This is a genomic window from bacterium, assembly GCA_035559435.1.
Lineage (GTDB): Bacteria > Zixibacteria > MSB-5A5 > WJJR01 > WJJR01 > JACQFV01.
In genome coordinates this window covers 1-14,506 of the sequence record DATMBC010000100.1, presented here as the reverse complement: position 1 = coordinate 14,506, position 14,506 = coordinate 1, and the positions used below count along the sequence as shown (strand labels likewise).

General features: G+C 61.7%; 15 protein-coding genes and 1 tRNA gene. 13 read left to right on the top strand and 3 right to left on the bottom strand.

Annotated features, from left to right (window positions below; all coding sequences use genetic code 11):
- Positions 1-11: 11 nt before the first annotated feature.
- From VNN55_11270 to VNN55_11250, 5 genes are all read left to right on the top strand, one after another.
- Positions 12-767, top strand: a complete 756-nt coding sequence (locus VNN55_11270; GenBank protein HWO58133.1) for a sulfite exporter TauE/SafE family protein — start codon at positions 12-14, stop codon at positions 765-767.
- Positions 768-1,454: 687 nt separating this feature from the next.
- On the top strand, positions 1,455-1,673 hold the full coding sequence (locus tag VNN55_11265; protein ID HWO58132.1) for a hypothetical protein: 219 nt from the start codon (positions 1,455-1,457) through the stop codon (positions 1,671-1,673).
- 87 nt (positions 1,674-1,760) lie between these two features.
- Entirely contained in the window at positions 1,761-2,867 is a 1,107-nt protein-coding gene (locus tag VNN55_11260) for a hypothetical protein (GenBank protein HWO58131.1), read from the top strand.
- The gene (locus tag VNN55_11255) at positions 2,864-3,415 is read left to right on the top strand and encodes a redoxin domain-containing protein (GenBank protein ID HWO58130.1); all 552 of its coding nucleotides are present in this window, start codon (positions 2,864-2,866) and stop codon (positions 3,413-3,415) included. The genes VNN55_11260 and VNN55_11255 overlap by 4 nt, the downstream gene beginning before the upstream one ends.
- 76 nt (positions 3,416-3,491) lie before the next feature.
- Positions 3,492-5,528 (top strand): DUF5916 domain-containing protein, encoded by a 2,037-nt coding sequence (locus VNN55_11250; GenBank protein HWO58129.1) that lies wholly within the window; start codon positions 3,492-3,494, stop codon positions 5,526-5,528.
- 143 nt (positions 5,529-5,671) lie between these two features.
- Here the strand turns inward: VNN55_11250 and VNN55_11245 are convergent.
- From VNN55_11245 to VNN55_11235, 3 genes are all read right to left on the bottom strand, one after another.
- Positions 5,672-5,758, bottom strand: a tRNA-Ser gene (locus VNN55_11245).
- An 85-nt stretch (positions 5,759-5,843) separates the two neighbouring features.
- Entirely contained in the window at positions 5,844-6,431 is a 588-nt protein-coding gene (locus tag VNN55_11240) for a nucleotidyltransferase family protein (protein ID HWO58128.1), read from the bottom strand.
- 131 nt (positions 6,432-6,562) lie between these two features.
- Positions 6,563-7,171 carry a hypothetical protein gene (locus VNN55_11235; protein ID HWO58127.1) on the bottom strand — a complete coding sequence of 203 codons (609 nt, stop codon included), beginning with the start codon at positions 7,169-7,171 and terminating at the stop codon, positions 6,563-6,565.
- Between the two features lie 351 nt (positions 7,172-7,522).
- On the opposite strand from VNN55_11235, the gene VNN55_11230 reads away from it, so the two are divergent.
- The 8 genes from VNN55_11230 (at position 7,523) to VNN55_11195 (ending at position 14,374) form a co-directional block, all read left to right on the top strand.
- The gene (locus VNN55_11230) at positions 7,523-8,005 is read left to right on the top strand and encodes a hypothetical protein (protein ID HWO58126.1); all 483 of its coding nucleotides are present in this window, start codon (positions 7,523-7,525) and stop codon (positions 8,003-8,005) included.
- Between the two features lie 47 nt (positions 8,006-8,052).
- Positions 8,053-8,559 (top strand): RNA polymerase sigma factor, encoded by a 507-nt coding sequence (locus VNN55_11225; GenBank protein ID HWO58125.1) that lies wholly within the window; start codon positions 8,053-8,055, stop codon positions 8,557-8,559.
- Positions 8,552-8,998 (top strand): hypothetical protein, encoded by a 447-nt coding sequence (locus tag VNN55_11220; GenBank protein HWO58124.1) that lies wholly within the window; start codon positions 8,552-8,554, stop codon positions 8,996-8,998. The genes VNN55_11225 and VNN55_11220 overlap by 8 nt, the downstream gene beginning before the upstream one ends.
- Positions 8,999-9,169: 171 nt before the next feature.
- Complete coding sequence (locus VNN55_11215) at positions 9,170-10,801, top strand: hypothetical protein (GenBank protein HWO58123.1); 1,632 nt, start codon at positions 9,170-9,172, stop codon at positions 10,799-10,801.
- A gap of 379 nt (positions 10,802-11,180) precedes the next feature.
- On the top strand, positions 11,181-12,218 hold the full coding sequence (locus VNN55_11210) for an ABC transporter ATP-binding protein (GenBank protein HWO58122.1): 1,038 nt from the start codon (positions 11,181-11,183) through the stop codon (positions 12,216-12,218).
- A 51-nt stretch (positions 12,219-12,269) separates the two neighbouring features.
- Positions 12,270-13,088, top strand: a complete 819-nt coding sequence (locus VNN55_11205; protein HWO58121.1) for an ABC transporter permease — start codon at positions 12,270-12,272, stop codon at positions 13,086-13,088.
- Between the two features lie 12 nt (positions 13,089-13,100).
- Positions 13,101-13,487 carry a hypothetical protein gene (locus VNN55_11200; GenBank protein ID HWO58120.1) on the top strand — a complete coding sequence of 129 codons (387 nt, stop codon included), beginning with the start codon at positions 13,101-13,103 and terminating at the stop codon, positions 13,485-13,487.
- A gap of 17 nt (positions 13,488-13,504) precedes the next feature.
- Positions 13,505-14,374: an ABC transporter permease gene (locus VNN55_11195; GenBank protein HWO58119.1), complete on the top strand. Its 870-nt coding sequence runs from the start codon at positions 13,505-13,507 to the stop codon at positions 14,372-14,374.
- The last annotated feature ends 132 nt before the right edge of the window (positions 14,375-14,506 follow it).

Genomic DNA, 14,506 nt, shown 5'->3' with positions numbered 1-14,506 from the left:
TGATGGCTGCCATGCCCACCGATCCTTTCCATCTCTCCTTGCTCGCGTCCCTCATCCTGCTCGCGGCGGTTCTTTATTCCTCGGTCGGTCATGCCGGTGCTTCCGGTTACATAGCGGCGATGGTGCTGTTCGGCGTGGCGACTCCGATGATCAAGCCCACAGCCCTCGTCCTCAACATCCTCGTAGCCTGCGTCGGAACTTGGCGCTTCGCATCGGCAGGACAGGTTCCCTGGAAGCTTCTCGGCTCCCTCTGTATCGGCTCCATCCCGGCGGCCTTTCTCGGCGGCTGGATTGCGCTTCCTCCTCGTATCTACGAGCCAATGCTGGCTGCCTGCCTTGTGCTTGCGGCGTTGCGTCTGATCTTTGCCGAGGGCGATACGGCCCCGCGCGCCCACCCGCCCCTCTGGGGTTTCATCGCGTTGGGTGCGCTGCTTGGTTTCGTATCCGGCCTCACAGGCATCGGCGGCGGCATATTCTTGTCTCCCATCCTCATACTGACTGGATGGGAAAACCCGCGCCGCACGGCCGCAACATCCGCGCCCTTCATTCTGGTCAATTCAATATCCGGGCTTCTCGGCCATGCCTCTTCAATGCAACACATTCCCGCTCAGGCGGCGCTACTGGCGATCGTGGCTCTGTGCGGCGGCCTGTTCGGCTCCTGGCTGGCGGTTAAGAAGCTTCGCTTCCCGGCGCTCAGACGAATTCTCGCGTTAGTCATGCTGGTCGCCGCCTCGAAGTTGGTGGCGGAGCTGTTCAGAGTCGAGTAACGCTGACCGCGGAATCCTACGCGGGCATCGCCCGTGAATGAGCGCAAGAATGAAATTCAGAGCGGGATTGCTCGAACGGACCCAGCTTCTCCTGCGGCTTGCCATGTACGCGAAGACCACATGAGACAGTGCGGCGTGATGACTGAGATCGGAGAGGGAGGATTCCAGCACGGTGTGTCCCCGAACTGCTTGCAACACAGACGGTTCCATCGTAACGCTGCGATGGCCAATCGCGCAGACTTGCCTCAGGAAGTTGCTTTGAGTTGTCGTGAACGTGCCGGGATTTCATTCTCATTGCTTCAATTTCGCCTCCAGAAAGACTTCACAACTCCGCGGTCAGCATGCTTGGCTCGGTGCTCCTTGAACAAGACATCCTCTGGGCCTCGCGGGGGCGATGATCCGGTTCGAAGGATCCAAGTCATGAATTGAAAGGGAATAGGCAGACACTTCGCCGGTAATGCAATTGATCGTGCACACCTCGAAGCGTGGATCGGGAGGATCAAATTATGACCGATCGGTCTGTATGAGATGGATTTTCTCGTTCTGGGGTTGAATCTGCGTGACAGCGTCGCGGAGGGGTGGGGAGTACATTAGGGCTACTGCGACTATGTGGTGAGGACATTCCGGGTGTTCTCACGTCTAGGCATCGCGATTCTTGATCGCTTCACAGGAAGGAGGTGAAAGCGAATGAAGAAGGCCGGAGTCGTGCTCGGTGTTCTCTTGGTGCTGAGCATCATCGTGCTGGATGGGGTTGCGCTGTTGACAGCCACGACAGCGAGGGCCACCGATGGGGGATCAACGTTTTCTGCCGGCGATGTGATCAATCAGGGTGGCCAAATCGTCGGCTGCCGTTGCCCACGGTTGCGTGGCCCGTGTGTTTGCCAGTACGACGATGTTCAGAAGTGAAGTGAAATCGGCGTAATGCGCCACGGGGCTCCGGGGTGCATGCCCCCGGACGCCTCGGTGGTTTCGTCCTCAACAAGGAGGCCGGCCGTGTTGGTATTCTTGATGATCGCCGCTATTCCGTTTGGCAACGCATTCAGGATCGATACATCGTACACGTTGCCGCCGTCGATACAGGTGTCGGGCGAGCACGGCTGGAGCGAGTGGAGTTTTTGTACCGTGGCTCCAGAGGGAGATCGAATCGCGCTCATAGTTCCGACCCGTCATGAAGTTGTGACCTATGAACTCAATTCGGGACACCAATCTGTGGCGGTCAAACACACCGCGGGCGCTGCGTTGGCATCACACGAGTCGGGCGAGGCGCTTGAGGGTTTTGACTGGCAGACATTTGTCAAGACGGTGGCGCGGCAAGGGCGCAATCCGGACCAGGTCAATATTCCTGTCGCAGTTGCCTTTGATCGTAGCGGTCGGTTGATGGTCAGCGATGCCGGAAACCGGCGGCTAAGCATGTTCGCGAGACATGGGGATGTCGTCAGTTCTTTCTTGTTTGGCGCGGATGAGGATGTTCCGTCGACCATGCGCTTGGCGTCGCATGGAAACATTCTTTGTGCCAACCTGCGCCTGGACCGCAAGCAACGGCTCAACGCCGGCCATCACTGCAATCTCTACACGCCTTCCGGCAATCATTTGCTGGCGTTGGCCTACACGCCTTCCATTGCGTTCGAACGGAATCTGTGGGTCGGGGTTGCCGCCACGTTTGATGTCGACACAGCCGGCACAATATTTCAAACCTTCACGTGTGATCCGACGGTCCACGTCTATGACCAGAGCGGACGTGAAGTCAGGTCCTTCGGCGCCAGCCCAACTTGGTTTGTCGGTCCTCCGGTGCTTTCGCCGCCGATCTTTGAGTTGGAGTCGCCGCCTCCGAGTTACTGGACGGCATGGACCCGCCCCATCGGCATCACCTGCATCGACCAGGATCGAGTGCTTCGGACGTCGCTGTCGAACGGCAAGGTTCCGGGAGTGTCCGCCCCGTTCATCATCGATGTGTTCACGAAGGATGGAGAGTTGGTTGCCGAGGGAGTCCCTTCGGATGCGTGGCCGATCGGTGTTGATCGCGATGGCGCCATTTACTTTCTGACGCTCAAAGGCGACCGATTGTTGAAGACTCACGTCAGGGAGAGAATCGTCCCATGAGCACAACACGGTACAAAGTCGCCATCATTGCGCTATTGATCGTCAATGCGCTGCTGTTGGCCAAACAGTTCTCACTGTCAAATCCAGGACAGAAGCCGTTGCTAAAGGAATACGTCTCACGCGCCGCCCTGCCGGCGGTTTCCGTTATCGATCGCACAGGGCGCTCCTGGAGCCTTCGCGAAGTGACGGACAATTCCCCCGCAAGTCTCTTCGTGTTCTTTTCGCCCGCCGATTGTCCCCCATGTTTGGAGGAACGATCTCTCTGGAACCATGTCACCCAGGAGGCGGGGATTCCGGTATTTGGCATTGGCACGTGGCCGTCACCCTCAGAATACTGGGACTGGACCGAACGCATGGAGTTCTCCATGCCGACGTTTCTGGACACGACCTTTACATTGCCTGAGAGCATGGGGCTGCGCGTAATGCCTCTGAAGGTTCTGGTGTCGCAGGATGGTGTCATCCGGTGGGCGGACCCAGCGCGGCTATCGGCCAACGCGGCGGAGGAGTTCAGGGAGGACCTCTCAGATGCGCTGGCTTCGCTACGTTAGTATCGCGGGCGCGCTGATCGTTCCTGTCCTGTGCCGGACGGCGGCTCTTGCAGACAACACGACACATGTGAAGTTCGTGGCGACGCCTGTTGTCGTTGACGGAATTCTTGAAAGTGCCTGGCAGGGCGCAGATTCGATTGTCGAATTCTATCAGGTCCAGCCGCGCGAAGGCGCTCCGGTTTCCGAGCCCACCGTTGCCTACGTCATGCAGACCCAGCAAGCTCTTTGTTTCGCTCTGCGTTGCGGGACCAATGGGCGAACGCCGGACTGCCGTCCCGGATACCGCGACGGTCACGAGGGGGACTATGTCAGTGTCTTCCTTGACACATTTCATGACCGCCGCACGGCATATCGCTTTTCCGTCAATTGCGCCGGCGTCCAGGCGGATGAGATTGTGTCCGCCGATGGCAAGGAGTCGAATGCCGATTGGGATGGCCGCTTTGAAAGCGCGGTCACGCGGGACTCCGCTGGGTATACCGTCGAGATTCGGATCCCCTGGTCGACGCTTCGATACGATCGCAAGAAGGAAGAATGGGGCTTCAATTTGGAGCGCGCGATCCCGCTGAGTGGGGAATTGGCTTTCGCGACGCCCGTTCGTCTGAACGAAGGGTTGAGAGTCTCTGGGTTCCGTACCCTGACTGGACTCAAGCCTGTGGTGCGGGCGTGCGGGATCGAGATCTACCCGCAGGGTTTTTATCGCACCGAGAAATACTTGGACGAGCGATCGGAAACATGGAAGCCGGCGTTGGATCTCAACTGGGCGATCACTTCGTATGCCCGGCTTCAGTCGACCGTCAATTCGGACTTCTCGCAGGTTGAGGCCGATCCATTCGCCCTCAATCTGTCAAAGTACAGCCTCTATTTTCGTGAGAAGCGCCCTTTCTTCGTCGAGGGACAGGAATTCTTCCGGCCGAGCGGCGGTGTCGTGGCCGACATGTTGCAGGTGTTCTACTCGCGCCAGATCGGGCAGAAGCTGCCGGATGGCACGGAGGTCCCGCTTGATGCGGGCCTTCGAATGACGATGAAGTGGCAGAACGAAGAAATCGCCGCGTTGGGAGCCCTGACGGGAGAAAAGACGTACGACGGGTTTTCGGGATTGGGTCGCGAGCCGCGCGCGGGCTTTGGGGTTGCCCGCTGGAACCACCAGTTTGCGACACCGATCACCGGGGCGGTCATGGCGGCGGGCAAGTTTACGGATTCGGTCGATAACAACGTGTTGTCCCTGGACGGGACAGTGTCGACGGCAACGTTGCAGTTCACCACTCAGGTGGCGCGCAGCACATACCTTGGTACTTCGGATTGGGCGGCCAAGTCCTACTTTGGCTACTTTGCCCGCGCCTTTTCGGTCAGCGCATACGCCACGATCATTGGCGATAGGTTTGATGTGTCGCAGATCGGGTTTGTGCCATGGTATGGCCTGCGACGGTACTCGCTTTCGGCGGGACCGACTTTGATCAGCGACTCGGGCACCATCGTCTACGGCAGTGCGCGTCTGACCGCCGACGTCAGCCGCGAATACGGCGAGAGTCGTTACTCCACCAGTTACATTGCGACGCTCGAGGCGTCGTTCCGCAACAACTGGGGGGCGGTCCTCAATGGCCGGATCGGCCGCGAGCGCGAATTGTTCGGCTCGTACAACCCCAGGGCGCTGAGCGTGTCGCTGTCGTCGGATCCGTCGCGGCGGGCTTGGGTCTCGCTGTCGTACTACTCCGTGTACGAGTACAACTATGCCCGTGGCCATTTCGGGCGCAGCGATTACGGCGATTGGTACACTTCCTGGAGGTTCTCGAAGCGCAATTCTGCCTATTTCAATGGCTCCTCCTGGGTCGAACGCGGCCCGGCGGGCGGAGTGGAGGAAGTGACGTTGCGCTTTCGCCCCGGCACCGATTGGGCGATCACGGACGGAATGAACACGAGACTCTATGTGGAGATTCCGGTGACCAAGAGCGATGGGTTGCTCTCATTCCGACTGGGTTGGGCGTTCTCATACAACTTCGCCAATAAGAGTTGGCTGTATCTGGCGTTCAACGACTACCAAAGACGCGAGGACGGCAATTATCAGCCGCGACAGCGGGTTTTTGCGGTGAAACTGAAGTACCTCATCTCGATTTAGACCCTCAGCCCAAGTTACAATCTTCTGTGTCAGACCTTCGTTAGCAGTGAACGCGAAGTTAGCTGGTTGCCGTCGAGGCTCTTCCTCTCCGATTAATTTCTCGAAAGATGGTAATGAGTTAGTGAGGGGGAATGTATGCAAATCGGAGAGGGAGGGATTCGAACCCTCGAACCTCGTGAAAGGTTAACGGTTTTCGAGACCGCCCCGTTCAACCGCTCCGGCACCTCTCCGGCGCGAATATACACGGTTGCGCTCCCCCAAGTCAAAAGGGGCGCGTGATTTTCTCGCGGGTGGTGGCGACGGACTCCGGCGCGGTCAGTTGAGACGGTGGCGGACCTTTTCCCACACCTCGCGGCTGTCGACATCGATCAGCACTTCATCGGATGCGATGGGGACCTCGCGGATATCATTCGGGTTGGACTCGAGCACCGGTGTGGCGCCGACATCGCCGCGCAGACTGACCAGCGACTCCAGATGCTTCAGATCCAGCAGCACCGGATAGCCGCGCTGCCCCTCGTGCACCGGCACGACAATCCCCTTCTTGCCCTTCTGATACTCGGCGACCAGCCGTCCGATTGTGCCGCTGGTGACCAGCGGCATGTTCCCACGCCCGATCAGCACCGCCTGAAACCGCGAGGAGATGTGCGCCAGCCCGCGTTGAATCGACGACGACAGCCCGGCGCGGTGCTCGTTGTTGATGATGATCTTGATGCCGTTGAGGGAAATGCGCTGCACGATCTGCCGGGCATCCTGCCCCAGCACCACAATCAGATCATCCAGCGGCGCGGCGCGGAATTGCCGCACCACCATCTCGAGCAGAAACGCCTGATCGGCCGCCAACAGCGGCTTGGCCTGGCCTGAGTATTTCACCTGGCCGGCGGCCAGGATCAACCCGGCAATCACTTCCGACTCCCCCGGTGAGGGTCCACACCCTCCAATCAGCAGACCCCGTTAGTTTGCAGACCGACGCCCCGGCGGGCAAGAGGAAAAATCGGATGGTTGGATAGCGGTATCGTGAAATCGAAGGCGGGCAATCAGACCTCGAAGAAGGCGCGCGCCTCGGCGGGCAGGTGGGTGCACAACTGCAGACGGCAGGACAACTCTTCCAGTTTCCCCTGCAGGGATTTCAGCATCGTCCAGAGATCTCCATGCGGACGGCCGTGCAGGTCGGGCGAGACCACACACACCAGCTTGCCGGCGCGCAGATGCTGGATGATCAGGCGTTCATCGAACCAGTCGCGCTCGAATGAATCCAGCCAGACTCCCTCGGCCAGCTCATAGAACGCCGGCTGCGGTTCGTGCTCGCTTTGACGGACAAACAGCGGGATCTGCCCATCGAGGTACCCGGCGGTGTCGGCCACCGACATGCCGAAGATATAGGGCACAAGTCCATCCAGATTCGCCAGCGACCGGTGGACCATCCGTGCCAGCCCATCGGCGCAGATGCGCACCGCCATGATCGGAGGATGCCCCGGCCAGACCGGACGCTCGGCGAGGAAGTCATCGAACCGCGGGGAGGCATCGCTTGCCGGACCGGCCGAGATTACCAGACGGCCATTGTGGTCGCGCACCGGCACGACAATCCCCATGCCCGCCTCCAGCGCGCGGTAATACGCCGACGGCAGGTCCCGTTCGCCGGGCATGACAAACCACCCCCCGCAGGCCAGAATTCCCACCCCGCGCGGGTGACTTTCCGCATGTTTCGGATGCGGGCTCACGATGGATATTGATACACGATCGTCGGGAGAGGGTGGCATGAATTCTGACTGTCGACCCGGAGATACAACCGGTGGGGACAACGCCCCACCCACCGGAAGTATCGACCCCGGATGATCCCGCCTTTAGGTCCGTCCCCGGAAGTCCCGGAAATCACCCGAACCGCCAAAGTTGCGGCCTTGGCCCTCCATGAGCTGTTTACCGATCACCCCCCTGCCCGTTCTATGGTCGGAGAGAGTGATGGCGATGCTTGTCCCGAACCCGAAAGGATCCGTGCGATGACCGATACCCAGGCGGTGCTGCTGCATGAGGCGATCACCTTCATCGGCCTGTTTGCCTTGGCGGGATTTGTGCTCTGGCTGCTCTACAAACGTTACCAGGTGCGCACCCAGGTGAACGCCCGCAAACTGGAAACCTTCGGCAGGCTGGTCGACAAATTCGGCGACGCGAAGGACTTTGTGGACTTCGTCAAAAGCGAGGAGGGGCGCAGTCTCCTGCGCGAGTCGGGGGTCAACGGGATCAGTCCCCGGCAGACCGCGCTGCGTATGTTTGTGGTCGCGGCCTTGCTCTTCGCCGTTGGATATGGTTTCATGAGCGGAACATCCGCCTACGACAACTCGACCGATCCGAACTTCATCAACAAGGTGGCGGAACTGCGCTATTGGGGGAGGATGGCCTTCGGGCTGGCGGTGGGATTTATTGCCGCCGGGATTATGACACACCTTCTCGGCGGCGAATCGGGCAAATCCGGCAAGGCCTGATCTCCGCCGCCACGGACCATTAATGACGACCACCGGAGCCGGGCGACATGATGGATGAGACCCGGTTCCGGGCATTCTACCGGGAGATGTATCCGCGGCTGTGGAGCTATGTGCATCGCATGATTGCCGATCGCGCCGAGTGCGACGATGCCGTGCAGGAGTCCTTCTTTCGCTTCCTGCGCGCCGCGCCATCGCATCTCAGCGAGGCGGACCAGCGATCGTACCTGTACCGTATCGCGACCAACCTGATCAAGGACGCCTGGCGCGCGCGGAAGACGCAGAGCGCCTGGCTGGCCGAGCAGGAAGAGAGTGAACCATCCGCCGAACCGGAAACCGCCCTCGCCGCCGGCTTGGACCTGCGGCGGGCGTTGGAAGTGCTCTCGCCCGGTCAGCGTTCGTTGGTCTGGCTGGCTTATGTCGAGGGATATGAACACAAGGAGATCGCCGAGATTGTCGGGGTCGAATCCGCCAGTGTGCGTGTGCTGCTGATGCGGGCGCGACGCCGTCTGGCCGCCTTTCTGGCGGCCGAACCCAGCGAGAGACGCGATGACTGAGTCAGGTTGCATCCACGAATCGGCTGTGCTGCGCGCGGCGCACACGGGGCAGTGGCAGCCCGAACTGCGCCGTCACACGCAGACCTGTGCTGCGTGCGCGGAGGTGCTGCGCCTCCATGCGCAGCTGACCCTCTTGCGGGCGGGCGATCAGCCCACACCGGCCCCCGATCCCACACGTCTCTGGCTCAAGGCGCAGTTCGCCGAGCGTCAGCGCCGCAGTCTGCTGATTGCTCGGATTTCCGGCTTTGCCTACACGGCGCTCTTTGCCGGCATTGGTATCGGGTTGTATCCCCTCATTGGACGTAAGCTGGCCCAATCCGGCGGCTCGCTGCCCGGCGCGCTTGGCTGGCTGGTCACGGACAACCCGACGCTGCCGATTCTGGCGGCGCTGATTCTCCTATGGTATGCGCTGTCGGCGCAGCCGCATCGCGCCCGCTGAACCCGGCGATTATTGTTGCCAATCGCGGCCGCGGACGGCTACTTACTGCTCGACGGGGCTGATGCCGGTGGTTGCCGAGCCGAGCGTCAGTCTTGCCCCCGTCGAACCGACCGAACAACGACACATAGATCGACCGAGAGGCACCTCTTGACGGGCACACCTCGATCGCGTTTGGCGTCCGGGCTTACCACCGCGATGCTGGTATTCGCCGGCGCCGCGGTCGTCATCGCGGCGATCAACCTCGTCTGCTATCTGCCCTGGCAGGGCAGTGTTGCCCGCTATTGGGACGAGGCCGCGCTCATCCAGGGGACCGAAAAGACGGGATTTCCCACTGGCGAGGATGTGATTAAGGGCGAATACGCGGTGCTCAAGTATGGCTACGCCCTGCCATATTGGTGTCTGCGGCACTGGACCAGCGCGGCCCCGGCGCCGGCGCTGGGGATGGCGTGGTTTGTTGTGATGCTGGCCGCCCCCTTCGTCACACCCCTCTTCCGGATTCAGGGACGATTTTCCGTGATCGGGGCGTTGGCCTGGGTCGGCGCGATGCTGTCGTTGCCGATCGTGAACAAGTATATCGGGATGGCCAACCCGACGATTCAGTCGATGGGGTTGTGGCTCCTGCTGGTTCTGTTCTATGGCGCGCCCAATGCCGTCCGCCGCCGTTGGATGATTGTGCCGGGGCTCTTAAGCGGTCTGTTGATCCTCACCGATTACAAATGGCTCTCTTTCTCTGCCGCCGGAATTCTGGCCATCGAACTCTGGGAGCAGTGGCTGATCGATCGGCAGACCGGGCGGTTTTGGGCGCGCGAGACGATCATGACCCTGGCACGTCGTCTCGGGTTGACCGCGCTTTGGGCAGCGGCGGTGGTGGCCGTCGCGGCCATCGTCAATCCGCTCTATCTCCCCTCGATCATCCACTATGTCACCGCCCCGACCCACATCGACGCTTTTCGGCCGTCGCTGTCCTGGAATCTGCTCATCTTCCTCTGGGTGCTGGGGGGATTCTGGGCGTTTGGCTGGACCCTCTGGCAGCAGTGGCTGCGTCGGCGGGAGGACTCTTTCAACGATGACCCCTCGGCGCGCATCATCCGGCGCGCGGTGATCATGGGGGCGGTTATTTGCATCGGGTTCAGCGTGATCTTCTGGCCGCGCTCGGCGCGAATGTTCGCCCCGGCGGTTGTTATTGGCCTGCTGGTCTTTGCCCGTCTGGCGGGACAGGCGGCGGCCGAGTTGGAAACCGGGAGTCGCCGTGCGCGGTTCGCCGCGATTCTGTTGACACTCATTCTCGCGGGAATCTCCGTGCGCGCTCTCCAGGCCGGGGACTATTACAAGAGTGAAGATGGCATTCGCAAACTCTCCGACTTCATTCAGGACCACCCCGACCAGTTTCCGCCGCAACCGATGGGCTGCTATGCTCCGCCGATCTTCCGGGTGAATGTCAGCGACGCGCACGAGTGGCTCTTTTTGCCCGCCCCCGTGCCGTCGACGCTCAGCTGGGTGGTCACCTCCGAGGTGTTCGACCGTGTGATCATTGATGAGCAGTACCTGTTCGGAAACCGTCCCTGGGACTGGCGCTCGAAGTCGCTGGGGATTCGCGAGAAACTGGCCGCCGCCGGCCCGGCGATGATCAGCTTCCCCTGCGACTTCTATGCGTCGCCCTATTACCTCTGTGAATCGAACTACTCCGACGCCGAGCTGACCTTCATGCTCGACGAAGCCCGGGAGGTTGACAAGCCCACATGGGATTTGCGCTATATCGGCTCCCTGTTCGGACCCCAGGCGCCAGGTGTATCCACGCCTTAGGGTTGCGTCGGCGATGCCGCCGCGGTCCGTCTTACTTTTTTGGCCCCCAACGAGTTTTTGTTTGACAGGCCGCAACCGGCCGCGCTAATTCGCCGTACCGAATTCTTGATTCGGGGAGCTGGAGACCAAGATCCATGATCAATCTGTGCATTACGCAACACAAGATCGGAGCCAGGGGGGTAGTCTGCCCGGCGCGCAGCCGCGCATTGACGGGCTCCCCCAGCCATACCGATGGGCCATAGCAGATTGATGCTTGCGTGTGACCGCCACACCGCCGCCCATCGCAGTTGGGCGGCGGTTTTTCTTTACCGATGGCGGCCGCAGCGGTCGTAGACCGGGGCGCCGTCAGCCAACAGAGAACACAAATCGAGGTACGCATATGCATTGGGCCATTGAAACACATCAGGTCACCCGCCGTTTCAAGGGCGGTCTGGCCAAACGCTGGTGGCGGCGTCACGCCGACGGCACAAACGGCAACGGCGAGACCATCGCCCTGGATGGCGTCGATCTGACCGTCCGACCCGGTGAACTGTTCGGGCTTCTGGGACCCAACGGCGCGGGGAAGACCACATTGCTGAAAATCCTCTCGACCCTGCTGCTGCCGTCCAGCGGCACCGCCCGCGTCGATGGGCTCGATGTCGCCCGCGAGCCGGAACAGGTGCGGCGGCGGATCAACATGGTCTCCGGCGGTGAGCATTCCGGCTACGGCATCCTGACCGTGCGCGAGACGATCTGGATGTTCGCGCAGTTCTATGGCGTGCCGACGCGGGTGGCGCACGAGCGCGCCGACCGGATGATGGAGGCGCTCGATTTAACCCGATTCGCCAACACCAAGATCTCGAAGCTGTCGACCGGGACGCGGCAGAAGATGAACATCGTGCGCGGATTTGTCTCCGATCCGAAGATTCTCTACCTCGACGAGCCCACGCTCGGGCTGGATGTCGGCGTGGCGCGCGAGGTGCGTACCTTCGTGCGGCATTGGATGGATGAGAATCCCGACCGCACCGTGATCCTGACCACGCACTACATGGCCGAGGCCGACTCGATGTGCGACCGGATCGCCATCATCGACAAGGGCCGGGTGCAGGCCTGCGACACGCCGGACCATCTCAAGCGCGACTGGGCGCCGTCGGTCGTCTACCGGATCGAAACGCCGCTGTGGACCAGTTTCGGGCGGACCTTCGACGACCTCGCGGTGGTCAAGTCGGTCGACGCCGAGCATAACGACGAACGCGGGCGCACGCAGTTGCGCGTCCTCCTCGAGGCGGAAGACGGGATCGCCGCGGTGCAGAACCGTCTGGCCGAACGCGGCATCACGCCGCATGCGGTCATCCGGCTGGAGCCGACGCTGGAGGACGCGTTTTTGAATCTGGTCGGGCATGGGCTCTCCGGCGCCAACGGCACCGGTGGGCATTGAGACGCGGCGCCGGATTGACCGGCAGAAAGTGCGATGGCCGGGAGTAAGACGATGAAGACGGATCTGAAAACGAATCTGCGGGCGATCTGGGGACGCGCCTATGTGCGCGTCGTCGGCGCCAACCGCGAGCTGTCGTGGCTGATCTTCGAGGTCGTGCTGCCGCTGCTGTCGGTGTTCGGCTTCGCCATGCTCTACCGCGGGCTGGGCGCGCCGGAGCAGTACATCGGCTTTGTGGTCGTCTCGGGCGCGATGATCGCCTTCTGGCAGAATATCCTCTGGGGTATGGCCTCGCAGTTCTACTGGGAGAAGGAGATGGGCAATCTCGAGCTGTACCTGATCGCCCCGATCTCCCGCATGGCGATCCTGCTGGGCATGGCGATCGGCGGGCTGTTCATGACCGGCACCCGCGCGGCGGCGATCCTGCTGGTCGGCAGTTGGATCTTCGATGTGCAGTACACGGTCGCCAACTGGCTGGCGTTGATCGGCGTCTTCTGGCTCACCATGGCGGCGATCTACGGTTTGGGGATGCTGGCCGCGTCGCTGTTTATGCTCTATGGCCGCGAGGCCTGGCACACCGCCAACCTGTTCCAGGAGCCGGTGTATTTTATCAGCGGCTTCTACTTCCCGGTGCGGGCGCTGGGGAGCGTCGCGGCGCTGGCCGCCTCGGCGATGCCGCTTACGCTGGGCTTGGATGCGATCCGTCAGTTGATCTTCGCCGGGCAGCCGGTCAATCCGCTGTTCTCGGTCGGGGTGGAACTGGCGCTTTTGGCGATCGGCGCGGTGATCCTCAACTACGCCGCGCTGCGGATGCTGGAATACATGGAGCGTCTCGGCAAACAGACCGGACGTCTGACGCTGAAGGCGCAGTAGGAGTCAGTCACGATGCGTACGAACCGAATGAACAATGACGATGCCCTCGACCGCTGGATGGCCGACACGCTGACCATGATTCAGGAACGCGGGGCCGACAGCCGCCGCGTCCTGCGGCTGCTGCCGCCGGCGGTCTTTGTCGACGCCGCCTGGCATGTCGCCGACGTGGTCCTGGCGGGCGAATGGGAACTGCGCATGCACATCGTCGAGTATATCGCGCCCACCGGCGAGACCTATCCCTGCGCCGTCCTCGATGCGGTCTCGGTCAAGCCGTTCAACGCCTGGTGCATGCTGGACTGGGAGATCGACCGCCGCAGCGATGTCGAACATGTGCGGGTGACGGTGCATTCCCGTCTGGGGCGGAGTCTGAATCTCTCGCCGATCGCCCGGCGCAATTGAGCCGAAAGGACACCACGATGACCGCAACCGCGATCAGGCATTCGCTGGGCACCCGCGCCCGCCAGTTCTGGGCGGCGGTGCGTCTGGGCTGGGCCATCGAATCCAACTGGACCGACCCGTTTGTCTTCTTCGTCTACCAGGTGGTGCGTCCGCTCTTCGGCGCGCTCATCCTGGTGGTGATGTACAAGGTGATCCGCGGCGGCGCCGATGATCCGCTGGGCTTCGCGCAAATCTATCTGGGCAACGCCTTCTTCATCCTCGTCATGCAGTCGATCCTCGTGATCGGCTTCATCGTCTTCGAGGATCGGGAGCGTTACGAGATGATCCGCTATGTCTATCTGGCGCCGATCGGCCTGGGGCCCTACATGCTGGCGCGCGGCGCCTCGCATGTGGCGGCCACCAGCGCCGCGATCATCCTCACGCTCCTGCTGGGCGTCTTCGGGTTCGACCTGCGGATGCACTTGGCGCTGTCCGAACTGCCCTACTTCGCCGCAACCATGGCGTTGGGCGTGGCGGCGACGCTGGCGATGGGGTTGATCCTGGCGGCGGCCACCATGCTCCTGGCACATCATGGGCAGTCGATGCCCGAGGGCGTGGTCGGGGCGCTCTTTCTGCTGTCCGGCGTGGTCTTCCCGGTCGACCTGCTGCCCGGGGCGTTTGCCGAACTGGGACGCTTGCTTCCGTGGACCTACTGGCTGGAAGGGACCCGGCATGTGCTACTAGGAGCGCCGTTCAACAGTTCGCTGGCGGGATTGTCCGATGCCCAGATCCTCCAGCGTCTGGCGCTGCTGACGGTTGGGATCGCGTTGACCGCGGCGCTGGCGCTGCGGGGCGCGCAGTATCTGGCCATCGCCCGCGGCAAACTCGACGAGAAGACCGACCACTAAGCAAGATGGCGGCTCTCCCCGCCCTTGGGAGAGCCGCCCTCTATGGCCGTACGAACTTTCTGTCGTGTACTGCAAGTATCGGCAGATGGCCGGCGGGCTTGAGTGACCGGCTACGGCGCCACCGGCGGGATG

What these genes read in the sequence shown, in the direction of transcription:
- VNN55_11270 (HWO58133.1), top strand. Translation starts at nt 12, where the DNA reads ATGCCCACCGATCCTTTCCATCTCTCCTTGCTCGCGTCCCTCATCCTG.
- VNN55_11265 (HWO58132.1), top strand. Translation starts at nt 1,455, where the DNA reads ATGAAGAAGGCCGGAGTCGTGCTCGGTGTTCTCTTGGTGCTGAGCATC.
- VNN55_11255 (HWO58130.1), top strand. Translation starts at nt 2,864, where the DNA reads ATGAGCACAACACGGTACAAAGTCGCCATCATTGCGCTATTGATCGTC.
- VNN55_11235 (HWO58127.1), bottom strand. Translation starts at nt 7,171, where the DNA reads ATGCCCGGCGAACGGGACCTGCCGTCGGCGTATTACCGCGCGCTGGAG.
- VNN55_11230 (HWO58126.1), top strand. Translation starts at nt 7,523, where the DNA reads ATGACCGATACCCAGGCGGTGCTGCTGCATGAGGCGATCACCTTCATC.
- VNN55_11225 (HWO58125.1), top strand. Translation starts at nt 8,053, where the DNA reads ATGATGGATGAGACCCGGTTCCGGGCATTCTACCGGGAGATGTATCCG.
- VNN55_11220 (HWO58124.1), top strand. Translation starts at nt 8,552, where the DNA reads ATGACTGAGTCAGGTTGCATCCACGAATCGGCTGTGCTGCGCGCGGCG.
- VNN55_11210 (HWO58122.1), top strand. Translation starts at nt 11,181, where the DNA reads ATGCATTGGGCCATTGAAACACATCAGGTCACCCGCCGTTTCAAGGGC.
- VNN55_11205 (HWO58121.1), top strand. Translation starts at nt 12,270, where the DNA reads ATGAAGACGGATCTGAAAACGAATCTGCGGGCGATCTGGGGACGCGCC.
- VNN55_11200 (HWO58120.1), top strand. Translation starts at nt 13,101, where the DNA reads ATGCGTACGAACCGAATGAACAATGACGATGCCCTCGACCGCTGGATG.
- VNN55_11195 (HWO58119.1), top strand. Translation starts at nt 13,505, where the DNA reads ATGACCGCAACCGCGATCAGGCATTCGCTGGGCACCCGCGCCCGCCAG.